General features: G+C 62.5%; 25 protein-coding genes. 7 read left to right on the forward strand and 18 right to left on the reverse strand.

The genetic code is table 11. The annotated features are described in order from the left end of the window. Positions 1 to 37: 37 nt before the first annotated feature. The 3 genes from O6760_RS11235 to O6760_RS11245 form a co-directional block, all read right to left on the reverse strand. Positions 38 to 937 carry an ABC transporter substrate-binding protein gene (locus O6760_RS11235; protein WP_269586256.1) on the reverse strand — a complete coding sequence of 300 codons (900 nt, stop codon included), beginning with the start codon at positions 935 to 937 and terminating at the stop codon, positions 38 to 40. Positions 938 to 1196: 259 nt separating this feature from the next. After that, entirely contained in the window at positions 1197 to 2213 is a 1017-nt protein-coding gene (locus tag O6760_RS11240; RefSeq protein ID WP_269585455.1) for a PQQ-dependent catabolism-associated beta-propeller protein, read from the reverse strand. Between the two features lie 9 nt (positions 2214 to 2222). Continuing rightward, positions 2223 to 3377 carry an ABC transporter substrate-binding protein gene (locus tag O6760_RS11245; protein ID WP_269586257.1) on the reverse strand — a complete coding sequence of 385 codons (1155 nt, stop codon included), beginning with the start codon at positions 3375 to 3377 and terminating at the stop codon, positions 2223 to 2225. 184 nt (positions 3378 to 3561) lie between these two features. Between O6760_RS11245 and O6760_RS11250 the strand changes: the two genes are divergently transcribed. The 4 genes from O6760_RS11250 (at position 3562) to O6760_RS11265 (ending at position 6424) form a co-directional block, all read left to right on the forward strand. Next, positions 3562 to 4062 (forward strand): DUF3280 domain-containing protein, encoded by a 501-nt coding sequence (locus O6760_RS11250; RefSeq protein WP_269585456.1) that lies wholly within the window; start codon positions 3562 to 3564, stop codon positions 4060 to 4062. A gap of 7 nt (positions 4063 to 4069) precedes the next feature. Then, on the forward strand, positions 4070 to 4615 hold the full coding sequence (locus O6760_RS11255) for an SRPBCC family protein (RefSeq protein WP_269585457.1): 546 nt from the start codon (positions 4070 to 4072) through the stop codon (positions 4613 to 4615). Positions 4616 to 4697: 82 nt separating this feature from the next. Continuing rightward, positions 4698 to 5606: a YncE family protein gene (locus tag O6760_RS11260; RefSeq protein WP_269585458.1), complete on the forward strand. Its 909-nt coding sequence runs from the start codon at positions 4698 to 4700 to the stop codon at positions 5604 to 5606. Further along, entirely contained in the window at positions 5579 to 6424 is an 846-nt protein-coding gene (locus O6760_RS11265) for a quinoprotein dehydrogenase-associated SoxYZ-like carrier (protein ID WP_269585459.1), read from the forward strand. The genes O6760_RS11260 and O6760_RS11265 overlap by 28 nt, the downstream gene beginning before the upstream one ends. Before the next feature lie 36 nt (positions 6425 to 6460). On the opposite strand, the gene O6760_RS11270 is transcribed toward O6760_RS11265, so the two are convergent. The 6 genes from O6760_RS11270 to O6760_RS11295 form a co-directional block, all read right to left on the reverse strand. After that, positions 6461 to 7072 (reverse strand): PQQ-dependent catabolism-associated CXXCW motif protein, encoded by a 612-nt coding sequence (locus O6760_RS11270; RefSeq protein WP_269586258.1) that lies wholly within the window; start codon positions 7070 to 7072, stop codon positions 6461 to 6463. Between the two features lie 2 nt (positions 7073 to 7074). After that, positions 7075 to 7905, reverse strand: a complete 831-nt coding sequence (locus O6760_RS11275) for a substrate-binding domain-containing protein (RefSeq protein WP_269586259.1) — start codon at positions 7903 to 7905, stop codon at positions 7075 to 7077. Positions 7906 to 7996: 91 nt separating this feature from the next. After that, positions 7997 to 8524 carry a c-type cytochrome, methanol metabolism-related gene (locus tag O6760_RS11280; RefSeq protein ID WP_269585460.1) on the reverse strand — a complete coding sequence of 176 codons (528 nt, stop codon included), beginning with the start codon at positions 8522 to 8524 and terminating at the stop codon, positions 7997 to 7999. A 158-nt stretch (positions 8525 to 8682) separates the two neighbouring features. After that, a complete protein-coding gene (gene xoxF5 / locus O6760_RS11285) occupies positions 8683 to 10482 on the reverse strand; it encodes a lanthanide-dependent methanol dehydrogenase XoxF5 (RefSeq protein WP_332306220.1) in 1800 nt (599 codons plus the stop codon). A gap of 320 nt (positions 10483 to 10802) precedes the next feature. Further along, the gene (gene fghA, locus O6760_RS11290) at positions 10803 to 11687 is read right to left on the reverse strand and encodes an S-formylglutathione hydrolase (RefSeq protein ID WP_269585461.1); all 885 of its coding nucleotides are present in this window, start codon (positions 11685 to 11687) and stop codon (positions 10803 to 10805) included. 9 nt (positions 11688 to 11696) lie between these two features. Then, a complete protein-coding gene (locus O6760_RS11295) occupies positions 11697 to 12809 on the reverse strand; it encodes an S-(hydroxymethyl)glutathione dehydrogenase/class III alcohol dehydrogenase (protein ID WP_269585462.1) in 1113 nt (370 codons plus the stop codon). A 199-nt stretch (positions 12810 to 13008) separates the two neighbouring features. Here O6760_RS11295 and O6760_RS11300 point away from each other — a divergent pair, with 199 nt between their 5' ends. Further along, positions 13009 to 13608 (forward strand): hypothetical protein, encoded by a 600-nt coding sequence (locus tag O6760_RS11300; protein ID WP_269585463.1) that lies wholly within the window; start codon positions 13009 to 13011, stop codon positions 13606 to 13608. A 182-nt stretch (positions 13609 to 13790) separates the two neighbouring features. On the opposite strand, the gene O6760_RS11305 is transcribed toward O6760_RS11300, so the two are convergent. After that, entirely contained in the window at positions 13791 to 14828 is a 1038-nt protein-coding gene (locus O6760_RS11305) for a quinoprotein relay system zinc metallohydrolase 2 (RefSeq protein ID WP_269585464.1), read from the reverse strand. A 121-nt stretch (positions 14829 to 14949) separates the two neighbouring features. On the opposite strand from O6760_RS11305, the gene O6760_RS11310 reads away from it, so the two are divergent. Next, complete coding sequence (locus O6760_RS11310; protein WP_269585465.1) at positions 14950 to 15825, forward strand: quinoprotein dehydrogenase-associated SoxYZ-like carrier; 876 nt, start codon at positions 14950 to 14952, stop codon at positions 15823 to 15825. 12 nt (positions 15826 to 15837) lie between these two features. Here O6760_RS11310 and O6760_RS11315 read toward each other — a convergent pair whose 3' ends face one another. The 6 genes from O6760_RS11315 to O6760_RS11340 form a co-directional block, all read right to left on the reverse strand. Then, positions 15838 to 16137, reverse strand: coding sequence for a hypothetical protein (locus O6760_RS11315; RefSeq protein WP_269586261.1), 300 nt, complete (start codon positions 16135 to 16137; stop codon positions 15838 to 15840). A 65-nt stretch (positions 16138 to 16202) separates the two neighbouring features. After that, complete coding sequence (locus O6760_RS11320; protein ID WP_269585466.1) at positions 16203 to 16901, reverse strand: hypothetical protein; 699 nt, start codon at positions 16899 to 16901, stop codon at positions 16203 to 16205. A 137-nt stretch (positions 16902 to 17038) separates the two neighbouring features. Then, positions 17039 to 19285 (reverse strand): hybrid sensor histidine kinase/response regulator, encoded by a 2247-nt coding sequence (locus tag O6760_RS11325; protein WP_269585467.1) that lies wholly within the window; start codon positions 19283 to 19285, stop codon positions 17039 to 17041. Then, on the reverse strand, positions 19282 to 20451 hold the full coding sequence (locus O6760_RS11330) for an FIST N-terminal domain-containing protein (protein ID WP_269585468.1): 1170 nt from the start codon (positions 20449 to 20451) through the stop codon (positions 19282 to 19284). The genes O6760_RS11325 and O6760_RS11330 overlap by 4 nt, the downstream gene beginning before the upstream one ends. 9 nt (positions 20452 to 20460) lie before the next feature. After that, complete coding sequence (locus O6760_RS11335; RefSeq protein ID WP_269585469.1) at positions 20461 to 21183, reverse strand: response regulator; 723 nt, start codon at positions 21181 to 21183, stop codon at positions 20461 to 20463. 260 nt (positions 21184 to 21443) lie between these two features. Beyond that, positions 21444 to 22883 carry a helix-turn-helix domain-containing protein gene (locus O6760_RS11340; RefSeq protein ID WP_269585470.1) on the reverse strand — a complete coding sequence of 480 codons (1440 nt, stop codon included), beginning with the start codon at positions 22881 to 22883 and terminating at the stop codon, positions 21444 to 21446. Positions 22884 to 23108: 225 nt separating this feature from the next. Here O6760_RS11340 and O6760_RS11345 point away from each other — a divergent pair, with 225 nt between their 5' ends. Then, complete coding sequence (locus O6760_RS11345) at positions 23109 to 23411, forward strand: response regulator transcription factor (RefSeq protein WP_269585471.1); 303 nt, start codon at positions 23109 to 23111, stop codon at positions 23409 to 23411. Positions 23412 to 23512: 101 nt separating this feature from the next. On the opposite strand, the gene O6760_RS11350 is transcribed toward O6760_RS11345, so the two are convergent. Together O6760_RS11350 and O6760_RS11355 are read right to left on the reverse strand one after the other, a co-directional pair. Then, positions 23513 to 24451: a LysR substrate-binding domain-containing protein gene (locus O6760_RS11350; RefSeq protein WP_269585472.1), complete on the reverse strand. Its 939-nt coding sequence runs from the start codon at positions 24449 to 24451 to the stop codon at positions 23513 to 23515. Between the two features lie 226 nt (positions 24452 to 24677). Next, on the reverse strand, positions 24678 to 25484 hold the full coding sequence (locus tag O6760_RS11355) for a creatininase family protein (protein ID WP_269585473.1): 807 nt from the start codon (positions 25482 to 25484) through the stop codon (positions 24678 to 24680). Positions 25485 to 25606 lie beyond the last annotated feature (122 nt).

Below are 25606 nucleotides of genomic sequence, written 5' to 3' on the forward strand. Positions count from 1 at the left end.
GCGAAAGCCCGCGGATGAGCGTGTTTGACAACGCCGTCTACTCGACGTTCGCAAACAGGCCGGTGGGCAGTTCGGTCGCCTCGCCGACAAGCTTGCTGCCGCCGAGGCGGACCATCAGGGAATAGAACGTTGCCGCGTCATCCACGGCCACATTGCCGGGTGCGGGAATGCCGGCGCGGAAGTCCTGCCGCAGCGTTTCGAACTGCGCCTCGGACTTGACATTCATCTGGTCGCGCAGGGGTTCCCACGCACTGTCGTCTTCGGCAAGCAGCTCCTTGGCGTTGCGCGAGGCCTGGTAGAGCGCGTGCGCCATCTGCGGGTTTTCCGCCAGGTAGCTTTCCTTGAGGACATAGCCGAGCAGCGGGATGTCCGGGTTCAGGCCGAGCGCCGTGGACGCGGTCGACACGGAGATCAGTTCTCGCATGCCGGCGGCCTTCATCTTGGCCAAAAAGTGCCAGAAATTGATGGCCGCATCGGTTTCCCCGTTCAGCGCCGTCTTGAAGACAAGCGGGGGGGCGCCGAAGACCTGCTCCGTTTCGTCCGCGAGGTCGAAACCGTATTCCTTCTCGCCATAGGCGCGCAGGATCAGCCAGCTCTTGTCCACAGGGCCGCCCGCGATGCCGATTTTCTTGCCCTTCAGGTCCTGCAGCGTCTGGGCCGGGCTGTCCTTGGGGACCACGACACCGCCGACAGCCTTGGAATAGGGAATGAACACGTAGTCCTTGCCGGCGGCCCGCTGACGAGCAACCCAGATCCAGTCCGCGACGGCCATGTCGACCTCGCCGCCCTCGAGCGCGACCCGCGTGGCACCGTTGTCGGCATAGGGCTGCACCTGGAGTTCGAACCCGTTGGCCTTGTCGAACCCGTTGCGGGTGATGGTGTCGAGTTCCCAGTTGACCGTGCCGATTTTCAGGACAGCCGCCCTGAGAGTCGGCATGTCCGCTGCCTGGGCCGTTCCCGTGACCGTCAGGCCACCCAGAAGCGTGCCGGCGGCACCCAGGGCCACTGCGGCAAGGCCCCCGAGAAGAGACCTGCGTGCGTGGAAACGCGCTTTTGCGGACGTGGCGTCCGCCTCGGATACACTGAGGTACTTCATGATTTCCTCCCTTGCGGTGAGACCTTCCGGCTTGGTGCCGGATATTGTTGTGTCTCGGTAGGCTTGACTGTGTCCGGTCCTGTTCCTGCCCGTGCGGGCCTCAGTCCGGGGTGACGACCACCCCCCATGGCTGCTGGCCGACCTGGACCGACTTGATGGCCTCCTGGGCATCCACATCGATTACGGTCACGTCATTGGAATTGCCGTTGGTGGTGAGCAGGTATTTTTCGTCCGGTGTGAATTCCAGCTGCCAGACCCGCTGACCGACCAGGATGTAGCGGACCACCTCCCGGCTTTCGACATCGATGACGGCGACGCGGTTGGCCGGTCCCAGGGCAACAAAGAGCCACTTGTTGTCCGAAGTGATCCGCATGCCGACCGGCTGAAGCCATTCCGGCAGCACACCCGGCACCTCGAAACCGATCTTTGTTTCCAGTTCCGGCCCGGTTTCCCCGAGCATGTCAATCACGGAGACCGTGCCGCCGATTTCCGAGCTGACGAAAAGGATGCTGCCGTCCCCGGTAAAGCGGGCGTATCGCGGACGCTGGTCGACCAGCACGTTGTGCTTGATCTTGTAGTCTTCCGTGGCGATGAAATGCGCCATGTTCGTGGTTTCGGACGTGTTGACGATGAAGCGCATGTCAGGGCTCACCGCCATGCCTTCGGGTTCCACGCCGACCGGGATCTCGGCGACCACGGTTTTCTTGACCGTGTCGACCACGGTGACGAGGTTGTCGTCCTCGTTGGAGACGTAGAGCTTGCTGCCGTCCGGGTTCAGGACGAAGAGCTCCGGATCCGGGCCCGAGGGCAGCGACCAGAGAAACTCGTATGTCTGCGCATCGATAACCTGAATGGTGTCGTCGTCGGACGCGCAAACGTAGAGGTGCTGTCCGTCCGGGCTGAGCCCGATGCCCCGCGGCCTGTTGCCGACGGCAAACTCGTTGGTCGCCTCCCAGGTCTCGGTGTCGATCACGGTGACGGTGTTGCCTTTTTCGTTGCTGACGAATGCCTGGTTTGCCAGGGCGGTTCCTGAAAGCGGGAGCACCGAGGCGGCCAGACCAAGGAAACCGGTCAGGAGACCTGGAATGCGCAACGCCGTTGTGAAGGGCCGTGTCATGGAATGCTCCTAGTTGTCGAAAGCAGTGCAGGCGGATTCAGGCTCATCGAGCCCCATCGTGTCGAGCGGTGACCGCTGGTGGAGAAAGCCTTCCTGTGGCGACACGCTGACCGTGATCTTGCTGTCCGTCAGAAGAACCGGTTGCCGCAACTGGCCGTTCCACGGCCGGAAAGTGACTTTCTGCCCCTTGAAGGCGGCCAGTTCGAATTCATCGCTCAGAACATACTCCTTGAGCGACTGCGGCTCCGCACTCGATGTGCGTGTGACCGCCTCGCCAATGACGCGGGACGCAAGCCAGGCGTTGTAGTCCTCCGGGTGAATATAGCGGCCCGTCAGCTTCTCGAACCGGCGCTGGAACTGGGTTGCGCCCCAGGCCTCGGAGGTCGGGTCGAAATTGACCGGACGCAGTCCCGCGGAGCCCGCGACCGGGCGGGGCTCCCAGGAATGGAACGGCAGGTAAAGGGCAAAAACATCGCTTTCGTCAGCCGCCACGATGACATCGTGCTCCGCCGCGTCCTGGGTGAAGACCGGGATCTGGCGCTGAACCAGCACCATGCCGCTGTCGGTGCGCCGCGACCCGCCGGTGTCTTCGAAGACCCGTTCCTCTACGATCTTCGCACCGAACTTGGCCGCCGACCTCCGATAGGCTTCGCCGAGCTTCTGGTCGTCGGGATTGGACCCTTCGATCAGGAACCAGCGGTTCCATTTCTTCCAGACGAGGAACTGCGCGACGGCATCGGCGAGCATCGCCCGGCTCGGGGCGACATGGATGAGGTTTGACCGGCATTCGCTGTCGCGCAGCACATCATCCGGCGCGCTCGCGTTGAAGACCAGCGCCTCTTCTCCGGCGGCATCGGCGACGCGCAGGATGTCTTCACCATTCCCCAGAACCACGAGCAGCCTGTTGCCCTTGCCGATGAGTTCGCGCGCGGCCGCCACCGCGTCATCGGGTGTTACCGCCAGGGTCTCGAGGGAATAGTCGTTGCCGAGAAAGGATCCGGTCGTCTGGTTGTCCTCGTTGCCAAGCTGGCCGCCGGCGAAGCCGAGGTCGTCCGGCGTCCGATCATAGCGGGACACCGGCGCGAGCACCGGATAGTCGATCCTGAGAATGCCGACCTTGACCTCAACGGCACCGGCCGGGGAAAACATGCCGGCCACGGCCATGCAACCCGAGAGACAGACCGCGAACAGTGTGCAGGACCCGCCGATCCTTGACAGAAGGCGTAGCGACATTTCAGGCGTTTCCCGGTTCCCTTGTTTTTCTTGAGTGTGCCACGCAAGTTAGCTGCAGAAAAACCGATACTTTAGAATGCATTGTCGCGCACAGGCACACGCCTAAGATGTGATCATGAAACCGTTTCTGACGCTCGCCGTGCTGCTTGTCCTGACCGTTTCCGCGACTGCGGACGATTTTGTGCCCGGAAAGAAGGTTGCCTTCCTGGGACTTGGTTTCGTCGATTTTTCGACCGAGGGCGCCTATGACGGCGTCAGGGCGGACCAGACCGAGCGCCTGGCGCTTCTCGAAGCCCTGATCGAAGAGCGGTTCCGGGCGGAGGGCCTGGTTCTGGTCGATACGGCGCCGGTCTCGAAGAAACTGGCAAATATCGTCAATCCGGCCAAGTGTTACGGCTGCGACGTCCGCATGGCGAAAACCCTCGGTGCGGATTTTTCCCTTGTCGGAGCGGTTCACAAGGTCTCGAACCTGATCCTGTCCGAGCAGCTCATCCTGCGCGACGCCAATACCGGCGACATCGTGCGCGCCAAATCCGTCGGGATACGTTCCAACACGGACGCCTCCTGGAGCCACGGCATGAACTACATCCTGAAAACCACTTTCTTCGAGGAATGAAGACCACATGTTGTTGAGACTGATCGCTGCATTTTCCCTGCTGCTTGCCCTCATTGTCCTCGTGTCGCCTTCGCAGGCGCACGGCCCGACACGCCAGAAGCTGACCCTGACGACGGAAGTGCCTGCAGCTCCCGCGGATGTCTGGGCCGTTATCGGGAACTTTCAGGACATGAGCTGGCATCCCGCGGTTTTCTCCACCAAGGGGGAAGGCGGCAACGCCATCGACGCCACGCGGGTCCTGACGCTCGGCGAGGAGGGCGGCCCGACCATCTCGGAAGTCCTCTACAAATACAGCGACGAGAAGATGAGCTACTCCTACCGGATCACCGATGTGAAGGTCGAAGTGCTGCCGGTGACCAACTATTCGTCCCATCTCACGGTCAAGCCGGGCAAGGACGGCGGATCGCTGGTCGAATGGCGCGGTGCCTTCTATCGCGGTTACCCGAACAACGATCCGCCGGAAAATCTCAATGAAGAAGCCGCGATTGCGGCTGTGACCGCTGTCTACGAGGCCGGCTTCGATGCCCTGCAAAAACGTTTTTCGGGGAAGTAACCCGCGGGTTCGCCAACTCCTCTTGTGCTTCCTCCTCACCTTCCCCGCGAGCGTTCCCGCGCTCGCGGGGTCTTTTGCGTTCGTGACCAACCAGAACAGTTCCGACCTCAGCATCCTGGATCTCGAGAACCGGCGGGAGATCAGGAGGATACCGGTTCCCGGAAAGCCTGCCGGTGTCGCGGTCAGCGGCCCGCTGAACGCCTTCTACACCGTCAGCCCGGACAGCAAGACCGTGCGCCGGTTTTCCATGACCACCTGCGAAGTCCTGGCGGAAGCCCGACTGGACGGCGGGCCGATGGGCATTGCCGCCGCGCCGCGGTCCGGCCTGGTGTTTGTGTCCGACTGGTACGAAGCCCGCGTCTTCGTTCTCGACGCCGAGGCGCTGTCTCCTGCCGGGGAACTGGCAACCGGCGGGGCGCCGGCGGGACTGGCCGTTGCCGCGGACGAAAGCTGGCTTGCCACGGCCGACCGGGATTCCAACCAAGTCTCGATCTTCAATCTGCCTGAGCTGACGCTCCGGGCCCGCGTCACGGTCGGCGAGCGGCCCTTCGGCATCGCGGTGGATCCGGAAGGCCGCATCCACGCGGCGAATGTCGGGTCGGACAGCGTCACCATCATCGATCCCGAGACGGCCACGGTCACCGCGACCGTTCCGGTCGGCGACAGGCCCTATGGCATCGCCTTTGCCGCGGGCCATGCCTTCACCACCGACCAGTACGCGGACACCGTCAGCATCTACCGGCTGTCCGACTTCCAGAGCGAAGGCACCCTGGATGTCGGTGAAGCGCCGGAAGGCATCGACGCGACGCCCGACGGCCGGCTCATCGTGTCGACCAACTGGTTTTCCAACACGGTCAGCCTGATCGATCCCGACAGCGTCGAAGTCATCGGCGAGATCGAGACCGGAGACGGACCGCGCGCGGTTGGAAGGTTCATTCAGGAAAGTTCCGGAGGAGAAGTCCCATGCGGGGAAAACCATCACGTCGATTGAGCTTGCGGGTCTGTCTGGCGCTGGCCGCCGCCGCGTTGCTGCTGCCGGATCCGGCAGCAGCCGCTGACGCCAGCTGGCCTGACCTGCGCGCGGAACTTTATGGACAGCGCTTCCTCGCCGTTTCCGACGATGTCATCAGCATCAGTGCTCCCTACCGCACCGACAACGATGCCCGCACCAGCATTTCCGTCCGGCTGGCGGCTCCCGATGGACACATGATCAGGGGATTTCATCTGATCCTGGACGAGAATCCGATGCCGGTCTCGGCGCAGCTCGTTTTCGCCCAGCCGCTGACCGACTTCGAATTCGCCGCAACGATGCGGGTCAACGGCCCGACGCCGGTTCATGCCGTGGCCGAACTCGAGAACGGCCAGCTGTTCATGGCGGAGGGTTTCGTCAAGACCTCCGGCACGGGCGCGTGCGCGGCCCCTCCGGGCACCGATCCGGAAGAGGCCCTGGCAACCCTCGGGCAGATGGAACTGCTGATCCGGCCGCGCACGGATACCGCGAGCCTCGTGCGCAATCTGCGGGAAGGTCAGGTCAGCGACATGGCGCTGGATGTGCAGATCAGCCATCCGAGCCATTCCGGCATGCAGATGGACCAGATCTCCCTGCTTTATATTCCCATGCGCTATGTCGAAACCCTGGACATCGATCTGAACGGTGCCCCGTTTGTCACGATGACCGGCAGCATTTCCTTGAGCGAAAACCCCGAGGTCACGGTATCGGTGCCATCGGGCACCCGCCGGGTCAGGGCGAAACTCACGGACACGGACGGTACGGAATCGGAAGTCGAGCGGGACCTGACCGACTATTGATCCGGGCGTCCCTTCGAGGAGGGGCATTCCGGACGGCTATTGCGGTTCCGGTTCGGGCTTGAGTTCTTCAAGAGGGTAGTCTTCGAAGTCCCAGCCATCGGTTCCTTCCGGATACCAGTAGACAGTCCGGTAGCCGTATTCGAGCGCCCTCTTGGCCGCGTTCCAGGACATCCAGCAGTCATCGAGGCAGAAGAACAGGACGGGATGCGCCGCGTCGCTGCCGCTGGCTTTCGTCAGCCCGGCGCGGAAATAGTCGGCCGTGGTGTCCGCGATCTGCTCGTAGCCGACATTCGGCAACCAGATGCTGCCCGGTATCGACAGGCGCCGTTTGTCGCGCCAGATGGTTCCGGCTGGCAGGTTTTTCGGCTTGGGTGCGCGGGGCAGAACGTCGATGAAGGCGGTGTCGCCTTCCTGCCAGAGCGCATGCGCCTCTTCCGTCGAGACGACATGACCGCCCTGAAGCGTGTCGGGGACCGGTGCGCGGTAGGGTTCCCCCCGGTATCCGGACGGTTCGGGGACGTCCTGGGCCAGGAGCGGCGCCGGCAGCAGGAAGACTGCCGCCAGACCGAGCAAGGCAAACAGGCGCACACGGCTTCGCCGGTCCGGTGCCCGGACTTGAAGCTTGGCGGCTGGCTGCGCGGTTTGCATCGTCATTCTTCGCCGTAAAGGGCGGTTCCCATGTCGTTCAGAAGCGGCACGCCCGCCTCGATCAGGAGGGCGTCGATTTCCGCCCGATTGCGCCTGATTTGCGAATTCAGCTTCCGGGCCCAGACCTTTTCCCCTTGCCGAACGCCCATCGTGATGCGGAAGAACAGTCGCGGCGGCAGGGTTTCCTGCATCAGGGGCGTGACCTTGAATGCCGGGTAGCCTTGTTTGACAAGGGGTCCGCCGATCGGGCCCCACAGGATGGCCGCGTCAATGTCTCCGGAGGAAAGATCCTCCAGCATGTCGACCGTCGGCGATTCATACCTCCGGTCGACCATGAGGCTGTAGGGTTTTGCCCTGGTCATCAGCCCGTTGTGGGCCATGTGAGTGGCGGGCGGCGAACCGGCGACAATGCCGATCCGCTTGTCCTTGAGACGCGCGTCGGAGAGCTGTGTCACCTCCGCCAGGTCGCTGTCCCTTGGAACGATCAGCGTGTAGGCAGACGTCATGTAGTGATTGGTGTTCAGCACCATCTCGTGACCCTGGGCATAGCCCATCACCACGTCGCAGCGATTGGCCCGGAGCGTGTTCCGGATGAAACCCGTGGCCATCGGGTACCAGGTATAGGCCACCGGCAGGTCCAGCTTCGCGGCCATGAGCTCCGCCAGCTTGTTTTCATATCCGGCGCCCGCCTCGTCGGACATGGGCAGATTGGCCGGGTCCGCGCAAACCCTGAACGCGTTGTGTGACACCAGGTCCGACGTCTGCGCCGCGGCGGTCAGTGCCGTGGTGCAGAAGGCGGCGCTGAGCGCGGCGCCTGCCGCGAGCGGCCTCAGGGCCGCCGCAACGCGCGCGAATGCGAAGCGCCTGCGCTGTCCTTTCCCGGACAAGACGGCTTGTTGGGACCGATTGCACAGGTCTCGGCGCTTATTGCGCAAGGCAGGCACTTTCATCCTCCCGAATGACGTCCGTTTTGGGCTCTTTCTTCCCCGGGCGTCCGCGTCCCAGGGCATCCGTTCCGCGCGCCTTCAGGTAGACGTAGATATCATTGATGTAGCACATGACGTTCGGATTGCTGCCGAGTTCAGGCATGACGGATTTTTCGGAGGCATTCACCTTCTGGCGTCCGTTGGTCACCACCTCGAGAAACTCGTAATAGTCCATGGTCAGCACGGAGGTCTTGAGTGCCGGGGCATAGGTCGATCCTTCGCCCTCGGGACCGTGACAGACATGGCATTCGGAGTGATACCGCCGGAAACCGGAATAGGTCGGCCAGTCGACGGTGCCGTCTTCCGTGATGTTGTAGGTCGGAATGTCTTCTGCCGTGAAATACCGGCCGTCCTCACTGTAGGCTGCCTTGATGTTCGCATCATGGTCGAGCTCTTCGGCCAGCGGCCCCGATGCGGTGCCGGCGACCAGAGTGGCGGCTGCCAGGAAGACCTTCAGATTTCGCATTTCGTGTCCTTGGGTTCGTAATGTCCGGGTCGCGCAGGGGTTTGGTTTTGTCATCCAGCCTGCCGTTGCCTCTGCCCGGAGGTCCCTGCTGTGTCATCCGGGCCGGTGCGGGGACACCGCACCGGCCCGGTTCGTCATCCGATCAGTTCGTCATCCGATCAGTTCGGCAGTGCGAACACGGTCAGCTGGCCGCCCAGTGCGGTGTAGTCGCTGAGCGCGGCATAGCCACCGACGGCACCGAGACCTTCGTTCGGATTGGTCAGGCCTGCTGCCAGCCCGATGCCGGCCCAGCCGCCGATCCCGGACAGGACGCCGACATACTGCTTGCCGTCCACCGTGTAGGTCATGACGTTGCCGATGATGCCGGACGGGGTCTTGAAGCTGTAGAGTTCTTCACCCGTATTGGCGTCGACGGCCTTCAGGTAACCTTCCAGCGTGCCGTAGAAAACGACATCGCCGGCAGTTGCCAATGCGCCGGACCAGACCGAGAAACGCTCCGGAATCGACCACTTGATCTCACCCTTCTCGTTGTCCCAGGCAATGAAGTTGCCCATGCCGCCATGGCTGTCGGCAGCGGGATACATCGCCAGCGTCGCACCCACATAGGGCTGACCGGCGGTGTAGGCGACCCGGAACGGCTCATAGTCCATGCACACGTGGTTGGTCGGAACATAGAAGAGACCGGTCTTCGGAGAGAAGGACGCAGGCTGCTGGTCCTTGGAGCCGAGAGCGGCCGGGCAGATGCCGGTGGAGTTGACATCTTCGCCGTTATGCTCGGTGGAATACTCCGCGACCACCTGCGGGCGGCCATACTGGTCGGAGTTCTTGTCCATTTCCACGTGGGTTGCCCAGTTCACTGCCGGATCGAATTTCTCCGCCACCAGGAGCTCGCCCGTGAGCCGGTCCAGCGTGTAGCCGAAACCGTTCCGGTCGAAGTGGGTGAGCAGCTTGCGCTGTTCGCCGTTGAACTCCTGGTCCGTCAGGATCATTTCATTGATCCCGTCGTAGTCCCATTCGTCATGCGGAGTCATCTGGTAGAACCAGCGGGCCATCCCGGTGTCCAGGTCGCGGGCCATGATGGTCATGGACCAGCGGTTGTCGCCTGGGCGCTGAGCGGGGTTCCAGGTCGAGGGGTTGCCCGTGCCGTAATAGACCAGGTTCGACTCGGGATCGTAGGAGTACCAGCCCCAGGTCGTTCCGCCACCGATCTTCCACTGGTCGCCTTCCCAGGTCGCCAGGCTGGAATCCTTGCCGACCGGCTTGCCCAGGTGGGTGGTCTTCTCAGGATCGACGAGCATGTCGCTGTCCGGTCCCATGGAATAGGCCCGCCAGACCTGGCTTCCGTCTTTCAGGCTGTAGGCGGTGACCGAACCGCGCACACCGAATTCGCCGCCGGAAATGCCGACAAGGACCTTGTCCTTGACGGGCAGCACGGTGGCTGTGTTGGTTTCGCCCTTGGAGGGATCGCCGTTGGTGACGCTCCAGACCACTTCACCGGTCTTGGCATCGAGTGCCACGACGTTGGTGTCTGCCTGGTGCAGGATGATCTTGCCGTCCGCATAGGCGACGCCACGGTTGACCGTGTCGCAGCACATCACGGGAATGACGTTGGGATCCTGCTTGGGTTCGTATTTCCAGATGATCTTGCCGTCGTCCTTCAGGTCGAGGGCGTAGACGATGTTCGGGAAGGGCGTGTGCACGTACATGACATTGTCAATGACGAGCGGCGAGCCTTCGTGCCCGCGCAAGACGCCGGTGGAGAATGTCCAGTCGACCTGGAGGTCCTTGACGTTATCCTTGTTGATCTGGTCCAGTTCGGAATAACGCTGGTTCTGATAGTCGCCGGTCTGGATGGCCCACTGGTTGGGGTCGTCCATCCGTTTCTGCAAGTCCGCGTCCGCGTAGGCAGTGCCCACGCAAAGGCTCATTGCCAAGCCCAAAATAGGTAGCGTTCTCATCTTTTCCTCCCATGATGATAGCGTTGGGAATCCGTATTTCCGGCGAGACGGGGACTGAGAAGGAAGATGGATGCCCTTTTTGCTTCCGCATCTGTTTTCTCCCCCAGGCGACCGTGTGATGCCGGCTCCTCGCAAATCGATTCCTGATTTTCTCCTTCCCTGTTAGGTTTCGCGGGTGCGTCGGTGACACCCCCTGCGGTCTTCTGCCCCTGTCAGGGGCGTTGTTTTGGACGTCGCCTTGCCTCTTCCGCAGCTGAACGTCCCCCGGCCTCCCCGGTAGTCGTCGAAGCGCCTCCGCCCACCGGAGGTGCCTCATTGTCCTAGCTCTCCGCGTGGCAGCCGTTGCCGGCGGCGCTTCCGTTCGCCGCCTGGCGTCCGTGCGCTTTCAGCCGGTCCGCGTGCCAGGCGACATGATCGCCCCCGAAGGTGGACACGAAGAAATAGGAATGGTCATAGCCTTCCTTCATGCGGATCACGCTCGGCTGGCGGGTTTGGGTCAAGACCTCCGCGAGGGCGTGCGGCCGCAACAGGTCGATGAACTGGTCATCGGTGCCCTGATCGATCAGGATGTCCCCGTTCCAGCCCCGCTCCTTCAGGAGAATGGTGGCGTCGTAGTCGGCCCAGACGGACTCATCGTCGCCCAGATAGCTGGAAAGCTGCCTGCGGCCCCAGGCCGACTGGGTCGGGTTTGTAATCGGTGCGAACGCGGATACCGACTGGTAAAGGTCCGGGTTGCGAAGCGCGATGGTCAGCGCGCCGTGTCCCCCCATCGAATGTCCGGTGATGCCGTGGCGCCCGTTCACCGGCAGGTTGCCAACGACAAGGTCGCGCAATTCGCTCACGATGTAGTCGTACATCCTGAAATGGCTGTTCCACGGGGCCTTGGTGGCGTTGACGTAGAAGCTCGCCCCCTGTCCGAGGTCATAGGCCTCGTCATCGGCAACGTCGTCGCCGCGCGGGCTTGTGTCGGGAAAGACAAGCGCGAGTCCGTGCCGGGCGGCATGGTGCTGCAGGCCGGCTTTTGTCATGGCGTTTTCATGGGTGCAGGTCAGGCCGGACAGGTACCACAGGCAGGGAACCGGTCCGTCCTGCGCCTGCGGCGGCATGTAGACCGCGAAGGTCATCTTGCCCCCACAGGCCTCGGAGTCATGCCGGTAGATCGTCTGAACACCGTCGAAACACCGATTTTCAGAAACGGTTTCCATGACGGTTTCCTAGTAAATCACCACGGAGCGGATGGATTCGCCCGCATGCATCAGGTCGAAGCCCTTGTTGATGTCTTCCAGCGGCATGGTGTGGGTGATCATCGGATCGATCTCGATCTTGCCGTCCATGTACCAGTCGACGATCTTCGGCACATCCGTGCGCCCGCGCGCGCCGCCAAAGGCGGTGCCGCGCCAGGACCGGCCCGTCACCAGCTGGAACGGACGCGTCGAGATCTCGGCGCCCGCCGGAGCCACACCGATGATGATGCTCTCGCCCCAGCCCTTGTGGGCCGATTCCAGCGCCGTGCGCATCACGTTGACATTGCCCGTGGCGTCGAACGTGTAGTCGGCGCCGCCCTTGGTCAGGTTCACCAGATAGGGAACGAGATCCTCTTCCACTTCGCCTGGGTTGACGAAGTCGGTCATGCCGAAGCGTTCGGCCATTTCCTTCTTGTCCGGGTTGAGATCCACACCGACGATCTGGTCGGCGCCGGCAAGGCGCAGGCCCTGGATGACGTTCAGGCCGATGCCGCCAAGGCCGAACACGATCGCCCGCGAGCCGATCTCCACCTTGGCCGTGTTGATCACCGCGCCGATGCCGGTGGTGACACCGCAGCCGATGTAGCAGACCTTGTCGAACGGCGCGTCGGAACGGATCTTCGCCAGTGCGATCTCCGGAACCACCGTGTGGTTGGCGAAGGTCGACGTGCCCATGTAATGCAGGATCGGGTCGCCATCGAGTGTCGAGAACCGGGACGAGCCGTCCGGCATCAGGCCCTGTCCCTGGGTGGCGCGGATCGACTGGCACAGGTTGGTCTTCGGGTTCAGGCAGTATTCGCAGGTCCGGCATTCCGGCGTATAGAGCGGAATGACGTGATCTCCCGGCTTCAGCGTCGTCACGCCCGGCCCGACCTCGACAACAACGCCCGCACCCTCGTGACCGAGGATCGCCGGGAAAAGCCCTTCCGGATCGGCGCCCGAAAGTGTGAACTCATCCGTATGACAAATGCCCGTGGCCCTGACCTCCACCAGAACCTCGAAGGCACGCGGACCCTCCAGGTTGACCGTGGTGACTTCAAGCGGCTTTCCGGCACCGACTGCGACGGCTGCGCGTGTTTGCATAAAGCGATCTCCACATGTGATGCCGCCGTTTCAGGCAAGGCGGCTGCTTTATCTCGACTATAGGTGGAAGCCTCAATCGAACAATTGCGACCTTAGTGTGTGTTTTTCGGCATGGACAAAATCGGAGGAGCGGATACCCTTTTCGATCGGGAGGCCTGAAAACATGCGGTTAATCGAACTGTCGGCGTTTTTAATACTTATGTCTGTGTTGCATGGGGCTTTGGTCCTGCCGGCCGGAGCGGCGTCCTTCGACGATCCGAGCTGGCCGTGCCAGCAACGCAAGGTTGAGAAGCTTTCCCTCGGGCTCATGTGGCCGGGTGCCGGCGTGAACGACCCGGAGGAAACCGGGGAGATCGCGTTGCCGCCGGAAGCCCGGGAGCTTGCGGGCCGGCTTGAACTGCGCCGGACGTCTCTGGAAGAAGCGGAGCAGCTTGTGGCCGGCTTCCGCGAGCGCAACCCGGGCGTGACGGCGGATCTGATGCAAGCGGTGTTCACCGACATTTTCGACCGGCTCGGCACGACCCGGAGCAAGATCATCTCCGGCATAGGGCGCTATTCGGCCAAGCAGATCGACCTTGCGAAGAAGATCGACGCGACCCGCGCGGAAATGGACCGGATCATGGGCGAGAACGAGCCTGACTACGACCGGGTCGACCAGCTGGAAGAGCAGCTCGACTGGGACGAGAGGGTCTATCGTGACCGGGCCCGGTCGCTCACCTATGTCTGCGAAACCCCGGTCCTGATTGAAAAGCGCCTGTACGCGCTGGCCCAGATCCTGCTGAAATACACCCCGGAGTGATGCCTTCACCGGGCCTGGAGGCTTCGGCGGAACGTGCGGCCATGTCTGGGCCACGTCTGGGCCATGTCTGGCAGGCCGGGTCCCGTTCAGGCGCTCAACCCGGCTTGACGCTGGGCGTTTGATACTGGCCATGGGCAACCATGGCAAACTAGAGACGCAAGGCCCTGTAACGGCCAGTCCGGTTATTCCCATTCCAGTTCCGTGAAGGCGGCGGTGGCGTTGCGCGTGTTGAAGAGGTCGAACAGCTCCCATTCGGTCGACTCGCTTTGTGCAATGTGTTCGACGGCCTCTCCGATCCGCTCGCCGTTCTGCAAGGCTTGCCGTGTGTCGCCTTGCAGTGTGTCCAGATACCGCCGCATCGGTTCCAGGGCCGCCTCAAGCGGAAGCGCCGGCGCGCCATGTCCCGGAACGATCCTTTCGGCATCCGTTGCCGCCAGCCGGTCGAGGCTGGTGAGCCATCCCGGCAGGGAGCCGTCGAGAGCGGGCAAATGCCGGTCGAAGACAAGATCACCGGCAAACATCGTGTTCGTCGACCTGTCCACCACCGTGAGGTCCGTCGTCGAATGGGCCGCCGGCCAGGTCTCGATGGACAGGACGCGGCCGCCGAGATCTATCTCTCCCGCCGCTTCCCCGGGCCGGACCGGATGCGTTCCCAGAAATCCCTGCGGGCCGATCAGCCGTTCGAACCCGGTCAGATAGGCGTCCTGCCGGTCACGAAACGCCCGGATGAATCCCGGATGGGCAACGATCGTCGCTCCCGCTTCCGCAAACACGGCGGCACCGAAGACGTGGTCGGGGTGAATATGGGTCAGGATCACATGGCTTACGGGCAGCGGGCTGAGCGCTCGTATGGCCCGGTAGAGCTCTTCCCCGACCGCCCTGGAGCCGCCGGTATCGATCACGGCAATCGACGTGTCGCCGACAACGACACCGATGTTGGCGACATCTCCCAGGTTGTCCGGGCCGGGTTCGGCGATCTCGCCGCGGTGGACATAAACCCCCGGGGCAACCTGCGTGAGCTTCAGGCCCGGGCCCATCGGGCGGCAGGTGGCGTTGCCTGTGTCCCGTGCATTTGCCGGCACGTTCGTTGCCGGCAAGGCCAGGCCGGGAAGGAGCGCTTCGCATTCCTCGAGAGACTGACGCTCCATGCCGGGCACGAGCTGTGCGCGGCAGGTATCGGGTTGAGCCAAAAGGCAGATCATGACGACAAGCTCGAACATCGGGGACAAGGATCCCCGTCCGGACCGCGCGGGACAATACATCCTAAAGGATCGGTTCGGGGGACTGCAGCCGCGTGGTAGAATCCCGCATTCTAACCAGTGACAGAGGTGCCGGATCGCCATGACCGTTCGCCACATCCTGCAGCCCGCCTGCCGTGCGCTGATCGCGCTGGCCGTGGCGTTGCCCCCGGCATTGATTGTGCTTCCCGGTCCCGCACGCGCGGCGGGAGACACGGAGACGGGTGACACGGAGACGGGCAACCCGTTGACGCAGGAGGGCAGCTGGCCCGACTTGCGCGGTGACATCATTGGCGACCGGATGCCTGCGGCAGCGGAGGGCGCGGTGGAGCTGAGCGCGCCCTACCGGGCCCATGATGCCGCCACTGTTCCCGTCAGCGTGAAACAGCCCGGGCCCTCCGCCCCGTTGATCGAGAGTGCCATTCTTGTCATCGACGAGAATCCGGCGCCGGTTGCCGCCGAACTGACATTTGCTCCCGACATGCATCCGCTGGATCTCGAACTCAGGATACGCGTCAACCAGTATTCCAACGTCAGGCTGATCGCGGAAACCGCGGACGGCGCGTTGATGACAGGCCGTTTCGTCAAGGCGTCAGGCGGCTGTTCCGCGCCGGCGACAAGGGATCCCGAAGTCGCCCTGTCGACCATGGGGGAGATCCGGGTGAAACACTTCGGGTCTGCCACCGGTGCGCCCGGGTCGCGGCGGGAGGCACAGCTCATGATCCGGCATCCGAACTATTCGGGCTTGCAGCGCGACCAGGTCACGCAGCTGTTCATTCCCGCCCATTTCGTCAATATCGTCGAGGTGCGGCAGGGCGACGATCTCCTGTTCACCGTCGAGGGCGGCATTTCCCTGTCTGAAAATCCGGTGATCCGGTTCGCCTATACCGACAATGGCGCGGAGACGCTCCACGTTCACGCGGAGGACACGGACGGCAACGTCTGGGAAAAGACCATAGAAAAAGATCCGGCCAGTTGAGCGCGTCGACGCTCAGAAGCAGATGATGTCCGCCTCCGCCTGTGCCCTGCGCAGGGTTGCCACCAGTTCCTTTGCCATGGCCGCGGTCCGGAAAATGGACATCCTTTCACCACCGACCTGTTGCAGAGACAGGACGGTTTCGGCCTCGACGTAATCTTCGTAGGGGACGATGGTCGCAATCACGTCGATCGAGCAGGAACAGCGCCGGAGGACATCCGCGCTCCGGCCGTTTGACGCCATGCAGCCGAACACGTAGTCGGCCCTGGCCTCCGTCGGATAATCGTTGAACCGCTGGGCCACGGACTGCCCCATGGCCACTCCCGAGCCAAAGATGAGAAAGGCGATCGGAACGGCGATGGCGCGGGCTGTTTTTTTGCTCACTCTGTCATCTCCTTCGACCGGAACCGGATCGAGCTGGCATAGACGGGCGTTTGCTCCGCGTCCCCGTCCGTCTTCGGACCGGCCGGGGCCTCTGCCTGCAGTTGATAATACCACCCCGGTATCTGTTCGGACATTCTGACGGTCAGTTTGAGGTCGCCGAAGCCCTTCATCCGGTCCTTGTTGGGATCGTTGCGGAAGGGCTGCAGTGTCACGGTCGTGACTTCGATGCTTCCATCGTCGGTTTCCAGGATTTCCTCCCGGACGGGATTGTCCTGCTCAAGCGCAGCCTTGATCCTGTTGCGGATATAGTACGGGCTTCCCCCGGCGGTCGTCGCCATATCCCTGACGATCGACTCGACGAAATAGAGGATCAGCGGATTGCCGACCTTTGCGGGAAAGGAGCCGATCGTGCGGTGCCTTTCGCCCTGACGAAACGTCAGGACGGCCATGTCTTCCGGTGCGAAGTCCAGTCTGACCGTCCCGGTTTCGCGGTCCGCGATCTGTTCGTTCGCGCGTGCCGAAACCCGGCGCTCGTAGGTAAGGGGCGTTTCCCGCGACAGGCCGTCAAGCGTGCCCGTCCTGAAGAGCAGGTCGTAGGTGTCCGCGGCCGCCGCCGCCTGAAGCGCCGCAAAAAACAGCAAAGCGGCGACCAAAAGGCCGTTGGCCGCCGGCCCAAGCTTCCGGCATGGCATCATGACTTCCTTCCTTTTCCTGATCCGTCGATACGGAACTCGCCTTGAGCCTATCGCGATGCAGCCGGCTGTCACTGCAGACTTTTGTCTGCGTTTCATGTCCATGGACCCTGATCGGGTTTCTCCGGAACGGGACCGGTTCACATGGCCGCCGACCGGCGGGTCTTCCAGTCGACAAGCGGGCGCAGGCGGGACAGTTTCACCGGCTTGGTCAGCACGGTGAAGTCATGGCGCCTGCTGTCTTCGGCCAGTTGTTCCTCCGGGCTTGCGGTGATCATGATGGCCGGCACGTGCGTCTTCGTTTCGTCTCTGACCGCGACGATTGTCCTGATGCCGGTGTCGTCGCCATCGAGCTGGTAGTCCGCCAGAATGATGTCGGGTGCCATGCCGATGTCGCGCACCTGGCCGATGGCTTCTTCCGTGGAGGCCGCCGTCAGGACACTGCCGCCCCAGGATTCGATCTTACGTGCTGTCGCGTAGAGAACGTCGGGATTGTTTTCGACGATCAGGACGATGAGGTCCATGTCGTCGGCGCGCACCGGAACGGTCTCGGGTTTGCCCCGGTGCTCCTCTGCCGGAGCGCTGACGACGGGCAGCGTGATCGAAAAGACCGAGCCCCTGCCCGGGGCCGACCGCAGCGAGACCGGATGTCCCAGCCGTCTGCAGGCACGATCGACGATGGACAGTCCCAGTCCCATGCCGAAGCCGGAGCGTTCCGGCGAGGCCCGGGTGAACTCGGAAAAGATCCTGTGCTGATCCTTTCGTGAAATGCCGATGCCCGTATCCCAGACCTCCAGCACCAGGTTGGAGCCCCGGCGGCGGCAGCCGGCAAGCACCCTGCCGCTTTCGGTATACTGGATGGCATTGACGACCAGGTTCTGGATCGACCTCAACAGATAGCGCTGGTCGCTGGAGACCCAGGCACTGCTGGGGACGATGTCGAGGCGGATGTCCTTTTCCTCCGCCAGTTGCGTGTAGTCCTCCCGGACAGAGGTCAGCAACTCGCCGATGCAAAAGGAGCTGACCGACATTTCCGTGCCTGTCGATTCCAGGCGGGATATGTCGAGCAGCGCGTGCAGCAGCGATTCAATCGAGTTGAACGAGCGCTCCAGGCGGTTGACGGTGGCGGCCAGCGGCGTTTTCGCGGCGCTGTCGCTCATGGTCGAAATAAGCAGCTTTGCAGCGTTGATGGGCTGCAGCAGGTCGTGACTTGCCGCCGCGAAGAACTTGGTCTTGGAGGAGACGGCCTCCTCGGCCCGTTCCTTGGCGAGACGCAGCTCCTCGTCGATGAGGGCCTGTTCCTCATTCTGCTTGCGCAGCCGGTCATTGGCGAGGGTCAGTTCCTGCGTCCGCTCGCGCACCCGCTGCTCCAGGAGCTCCGTTGTCTGGGTCTCCGCGGTTATGTCCATCACGTTCATGATGAAGCCCTTGTCGGGCAATCCGTGAACCCGGATATCCAGGATGTCACCGTCGTCGTGACGGAACTTGGTCTCCATTCCCTGCCCGGCGTGAACCTCGGATATCCATCTGGCGAGCGCGTCCTCCCGCTGGCCGCTGTCCAGGGTCCTGTGCCGCAGGAGAAACTCGAGGATCTGGCCGAACGCGGTGCCCTTTCGCACCAGCGACACCGGCAGGCGCAGCAGTTCCTGGAACCGATCGTTGTGAATGAGCAGGGCGCCCTCGGGGGAAAACGTGCAGACACCCTGGGTCATGTGATCGAACGCGGCCTGCAGAAACAGGGTCTGTTCATCGATCAGGCGGTTCTTTTCGCGCCGGTTCTGGCGGACGATGCTGGTGATCTCCGTCGACAGGAGAACGGTCTTGCTGGACGAGGCCGTCTTGTGCGTGATCTGGAACCAGCGGTCGCCGCGCAGGCCGACCACGGAGGGATAGGGCGTCTCGACGCCATTGCGGGAGCGCACGGATCTCCGGTTCGCGCCGTTCTCGGTCGTCGCCCGGGAGACGACATGCTTGCTCAGCCTGAGAGCCTTGAAGTAGTCGCTGATGTCGAGCCCGGCGATGACTTTCCCGGCCATGTCGGGAATCATCACCCGGAACTGGTCGTTGCAGATTTCCAGGGTGCCTTCGGTGAAAAGGGCGAAGCCGCCCTCCATGCTGTCCAGCGCGTCGGCCAGGTTGCGCTCGGTCTGCTCGCGCGCATATTCGGCGATCTTGAGCTGGTTGCTGGCCCTGCCGAGCGTATCAAGCGCCTGTTCCAGGTCCCGCGTCTTTTCCCAGACCTCTCCTTGCAGGGCGATTGCCGACTGGAACAGGGAATAGGCGCTGTCGCCGACATCGTGTTCCCGGCTGGCACGCTTCATGAGCGCCGCTATGATTTTTTCCTGGCGCCTGACCTGGTCTTCAAGGGGTTCGCTCGGGTCGATCAAAACAGGGTTTCCTCCTTTGGAGGAAAGAACGCGACGCCGACGAATGTCTGGTTCACATGAACACCCAGATGTTGCTCGCCATAGGTGTTGAAACCGAAGACGTGATGCTTGCACAGCACACCCGAGGCATCCTCGACCAGGTTGTTCTGCTCGATCTCGAGACGGCGCAGGTAGCAGTCGAAGCCGAGAATGAAGTCGGGATCCTCGCCCACGCCGGCCCCGCAGTCGAGACCCGCCTCCAGTGTTTTCAGGATTTCGGTACCCTGCCCGAGAGTGAGCACAAGGCCGTCATCGATTGCCGAAAGAAACCAGAGCCCGTCATCGTCGGCAACCTGCTGGATGGCGCGCACGTGCCAGCTCTTTCCGTTGCGCACGAGAACCGGATTGTCGGCGAAGACCTTCGGACACAGGTCCTTCACGCTGCATCCGATGTAGCGGGCATATTCCCGGGCCGCAGGAACGCCGTTGATTTCCAGCACCAGCCGCTCTTCCGGTATGGCCTTGGTGACCACCATGCGCTTGTCCGTCGGCAGGAAATGGTCAAACCCGAGCGCCCGAAAATCAAGATCCGTTTCCAGGAGAACGAGCAGTGCCGCATCGCTGTGTGCCCTGCCGCCGTGGAGCACGAATGTCTCATCGAAGGCGAGCCCGTGCCCGGCCGAGCCGCCGAACACAGGGACATCGCCCAGACCCGCGTTCAGCGCCGCGACGAGGAGATCTTCCTGCTTGGAAAGGCCGTCCGCGAAAACGAGGGCGACGCGCTTCCAGTTTGCCGAACGCGGAAAACGCGACGCCAACATCTCGGCCTGGGCCGCGATGCCCTCGATGGCGACGGGTCTGAGCGGCTTGAGCAGCGTGGACGAGCATCGGAAGTGCCGCTTGGGAAACGCGATGACCAGCAGGGCATCGTTCTCGTAACCTTCCGGGGTGATCTGGCCAGCGGTCGAACAGCCGAAGGCCGTCGCCGACGGCATGACCTCGGCCATGATGCGGGCGACGGTGTCGCTGTCCAGGTGATCCGGCACGAAGACCAGCAGGAAGCACGTCGCGTGCAGCCTCAGGTCCGTCGTGGCTTCCCTGACGGCGGTCTCGGGCGAACGCGCATGGGAAACCCCGACCTGCACCGTGAGCGGCTGTCCGGTCTTGTGGGAATGCCGTATGTTCATCGTCAACGCCTAGCTCAGCAAGGCCCTGGTGTCGCCTTCGGAAAGATGAGCCCGCCCGTCCAGGCTGGCGCTCTTGACCAGAAGCGCAGCCTGGGTCCGGTTGTTCACTCCGAGCCGCCGCAAGAGCGCGGTTATATGCGCCTTCACGGTTGCCTCGGCGAGCGAAAGCTCATAGGCGATCTGCTTGTTCGGCTTGCCCGCGCAGATCAGTTTCATGATCCGGTTCTGCTGGGGCGTCAGGTCCGCGATCTTGTGTGCGATCTGCTGAACGCTGAGGTCGGCCCGGCTCGCCCGTTTCGGCGGCGTGTAGCCAGGGGGCAGAAACCGGCGCCCGTCCCGGATGTCCAGAAGCGCCTGTTGCAGCACCTTGTGCGAGGCATCCTTTGGAATGAAACCGGCTGCACCGGACGACATGAGTATGCTGATCGTCTCGTCCGACGTTTCGGCCGAGATGACCAGGACCGGTACGTCCGGCAGGCGGTCCTTGACCTTCAGAAAGCCGCTGAGGCCGGTCACGTCCGGCAACTTGAGATCCAGCATCACCAGGTCCGGCTGGAACCGGGGCCCAACCAGGCGCAGGCCTGCCTTCAATGAGGTCGCTTTCTTGACTGAATTGGAGTCGAAGTGTTTTTCGAGTGTCGCAGCAAGCGCATCGCAATAAAGCGGGTGGTCATCGATCACGAGGATCGAATTGATAACCACGTGTTCCTGCGGACAGCATTTCTTGCTCATCCGTCATCCTCCTCCCGAGAGAAGATTACAGTAACAATCGAGGGTGACCCAAAGCAAGAAAAACACAACCGCCGTCGCGCAGCTTCAAGCAGATCGCCGGTTTTCTGCCGGGAATCCCGACTGCAGCCGCATTGCCTGGCCGGGAGCGATTTCCCACCGGCACGCGGTGATGCGCCCGGCCCCGCCCAAATGGGCAAAGCCGGAAAAAACGCTGTTGCCCGATCGACTTGGTGATCGTCCGGCCGCCGAGGGGCGCATGTTCAGTCGGCGGCCTTCACCCTGTAGGGAACAATGCCGCGCCGGCCGGAATCGATGAAGGGCTCCTTGTCGATGGCGGGGAAGGCGCGCTGGTCGCAGGTGTCGCGCGGACAGATCCGGCAGTTGACACCGATCGGTTCCGGTGAAGCAATGTCTTCCACCGCAAGGCCGTCGGCATAGACGACCGCGTCGGCATATTTGACCTCGCAACCGATGCCGAGCGCATAGCGGCGTTCGCCGCTGCGGTAGTCGGGCTGGTGCTTGGTGATGCTGGTGGCCACGCACAGGTAGCGGACACCGTCCGGCATCTGCGCGACCTGGGACGTGAACTTGTTGGAGTTCTGCTCGAAAGCCTGATGGACGTTCCAGCGCGGACAGGAGCCGCCGAACCTGGCGAACTGGAACCGTGTCGCGCTGTGCCGCTTGACCACGTTGCCGGCCCGGTCGATCTTCACGAAGTAGAACGGCAGTCCCATCGCTCCGGGGCGCTGCAGGGTCGACAGGCGATGGCAGATGGTTTCGATGCTGACGTCGAGCCGGTTGCTGAGCAGCTGGATATCGTGCCTGCATTCCGCGGCCGCCTTCAGAAAATCGTCATAGGGCAGCAAGAGCGCGCCGGAAAAATAGTTCCTGAGGGCAAGCCGCGCGATGCTCTCCGCCGACTTGGTCTTGAAGCGGGCCCTTTCGACTTCCTCGGATATCAGGTCACGGACGCACAATTCCGCGATCACGGATCCGAGCAGGAAGCTCTTGGTTGACTGGGGGACGGCGCTGTAGAGCGAAATCGTGCGGGCGTAATCCTCCTGGCGGATCAGGGTGCCTTCGTAGTCGCGGAATTCGGTCACGGTGATGCCGAAGCGCTCGTTCAGCCAGGCCGTCAGGGCGGCGAATTTTGATGGCGCCCGCGCTAGCCCGGTCTCCCGCGCCAGCTTTTCCGCTGCCCGGTCGAGCGCATCGACATAGTTGTCCATGTAGTGAAAATAGTCGCGGACTTCGTCATAGGCGGATTTCCTGGGGCCTGTGTCTTCCTCACCTGTGCCGCCTTGCTGGACGAGATCGTCCTCGATCGCTTCCCGGTCATGGTAGGTCCTGAGCGCGCCGTAAAGATCCATGATCGCCTTGGTGACCGCCGGTGCCCGGGTGACCAGTTCATGGATTTCCTGGCGGCCGACCGACGCGCTGTGAAACTGGGTGTCGGCGAAGATTTCCTGCAGATCCTGGACAACGCGGTCGAGGTCGTTCTTTTCGAAGGCCGACAGGTCGACCCCGAAAATCCGGTTGATCGTCAAAAGCACGGACGCGGTGACGGGCCTGTTGTTGTTTTCGATCTGGTTCACATAGGCGGTGGACAGGCCGATTTTCTTGGCGAACTCCACCTGGGACAGGCCGAAATCCGAACGGATCTGGCGCAAGGTGTGTCCGGAAAAGAGCTTTTTGCTCATGCGGAAGTTCTCCGATGTCATAATGCTAAAAATTAGCATTATGCAGTATTCATTTTAACATTTTACAACACGGGAAGAATGATGAAAAGTCCCGTCAGCATCCCGCGGGCCGAGGACCCGGCGAGATGCCTCATGTTTCAAGATCGATCAGTTTCGCGGCGGATCTTCGGGTTCGATTGACCGTTTGCTGATCCGGATACACATGGAACCCCAAGGAGCACTGCGATGACTGCCCATTTCGCCCTAACCAGCTGCGCCGCACAGGATGGCACGACCGGCCGCTTCGCTGGAGGAATCCGGTGGCCGCTCAACCTGACCGAACTCGTGACACCCCGTCAGCTGGAAATCCTGCTGAAGCTTTGCGAGGGCAAGGTGAACAAGCAGATCGCCTATGAACTCGACGTTTCCATCGCAACGGTCAAGGCGCATATCCGCAACGCCATCACGCGCCTGGGCGCCAAGAACCGCACCAACGCGGTCGCAATCGTTGCCGCCAACACGGCGATCTTCCAGAACGCAGCCGGCTGACCTGCCGGCGGTCCTGCCTTTCCGTGCACCATGGCCCCATCGGCCGCGCGCAAGACAACAACAAGGCGTGCGGCAACCCAGGATACGGCCGGACCGGACCTTCAGGCGCCGCGCTTGATCATTGCGTTGCGTACGGTCGCGACGTCCTGAGCCAGGAAGGCACAGAAATCCTTGGCGACGATCGAGATTGGCCGATGTGTCGGCGTCAGGATGGACAAGCTGTTCTGGACCCGCGGCCGGAACGGCCGGAACACGATCATGGGTGGCCCCATGCCGGTGCGCCCCTTTTCCTGCGCGTCATATGCCGTGATCATGTCGCAGATCAGGGCGCAGAGCCCGGCTTCGACAAAGCGCAGCCCCGGTGACGCGGTCTGCAATTCGAAGCGCTGATTGAAGCCGGCACCCGCGTCGCGGAACCGTGCCAGGGTCTGTTTGTGGCTGCGATGTTCCGACTGCAGCAGCGCCAGCGGGTAGCCGTCGAGTTCGGCCGGCGTGATCACTTCCCTTGAAGCAAGCGGGTCGGTGGCCGGAAGGGCGCACATGCATTCCAGGTCGAAATCGGTCTGGTCGAAGGAATTGCGCGCCCGCGGTGTTTCCGCAAACCCGATGTCGAATTGCTGGGCGGCGATCAGTTCCTCGATCTCCCCCGACGTCCGGCTTGCCAGGGCCACTTTCACGCTGGGCTTGTCGGCAAGGAAGCGGGACAGGCTGTTCGGCAGGAAGTCGGCCGTGGCTTCCGGGATACCCGCGACGCGCAGCTGGCCGTGTTCCCGGTTGGCAAGGCCGCGCAGGGTGCGCTTGGAAATCTCGAGCCGCTTCAGGATCGCCTCGGCTTCTTCCAGAAAGAACTCTGCCTCCGGTGTCGGCACCAGCCGGCCCTGTTCGCGCACGAACAGTTTCAGTTCCAGTTCCGTCTCCAGGCCGGCAATGGTGGAGCTGACCGCAGGCTGCGTCCGGCCAAGCGTTCTGGCTGCTTCCGAGATCGAGCCGCTCCGCATGACCTCGCGAAAGGTCGCCAATTGCCTGATTGACAGATTCATGATTTCGCGGGACCCGTCCCTCCAGACGTCAGACTGATTAATCTGTCGCCTATTGGTGGAAAGGTCAACACTCAGAAGATGGCGTCATTCGCAAAGAAATTCAGGGTTTGTTATTTGTTATTTTCACTGGACGGAGAGCAGTTGACGTGGAAATGAACGCGATTCTGCTTCCGTTGACGTAAACAAACAGTGGGCGCAATTAACAATCCAGGCGCGACGCGCGCAGTTACAGCTTGGGCTGCTTCAGCCGTGCGAGATCGAAAGCATCGATATCCTTCAGGAGTTCGATGAAGCCGTGTGCCGCGTGATCCAGCGACAGGCGGCCTTTTTCCGCGGTGGCGCGGGCCGCGTTGCCGAGCGCGCCGGACGGGTTGAGGTCCTCTGACATCCAGCCGTACTGCGCCTTGCCGTGACCGCGCAGGTGCTTGAACTCCTTCAGGTAACGCTGCTGTTCGGAGGGAAAATCCGCGGCCAGTTCCATGCGCACGAGATCCGGGCGCAGGTGCAGCATCAGCGAGGTCTCGATGTCGCCGCCATGGATGCCATGGACGAATTCCTCTTCCGGATAGACACCGTCCGGCTGACCGAACCGCAACCAGTTGGTTGCGGTTACGAACATTCCGTGCCTGATCCTGAGGTCCCGTGCGACGATGTCGAGAACCGGCACGTTGCCGCCGTGGGAATTGATCAGAACGAGCTTTCTGATGCCGGCACGCGCGACGCTTTCACCGATCTCCAGCCAGCTTCGGGTAACCGTGTCCCAGTTCAGTGTAAGGGTGCCGGGAAACGAGAGATGCTCGTCCGACTTGCCGACCGCCTGGACCGGCAGGAAGGTTGCCGGCAATCCCTCGGGCAGCAGCTCGAGGACACGGCCGACCTGGCCTTCGGCGATCGTCAGGTCGGTGGAGACGGGCAGGTGGGGTCCGTGCTGTTCCACGGCCGCCACGGGCAGAACCGCAATCCAGCTGTCCGTGCCGGACGCCTGAAAATCGAGCGTGGTCATGTCTTGCCACAAGGGGCGGGGAAGCGTCATGTCGGACCGTTTCAACCGTTAACCGTCCGACTTCATTTGCACAGTGCGCCCGGGCAGGCAAGGGCCCGGGCCGGAGCGGCGGAATTCCGGCTCGATCACGAGGATATGATGTCAGGTTCTTA

This window comes from Roseibium sp. Sym1 (genome assembly GCF_027359675.1).
Classification (GTDB): Bacteria; Pseudomonadota; Alphaproteobacteria; order Rhizobiales; family Stappiaceae; genus Roseibium.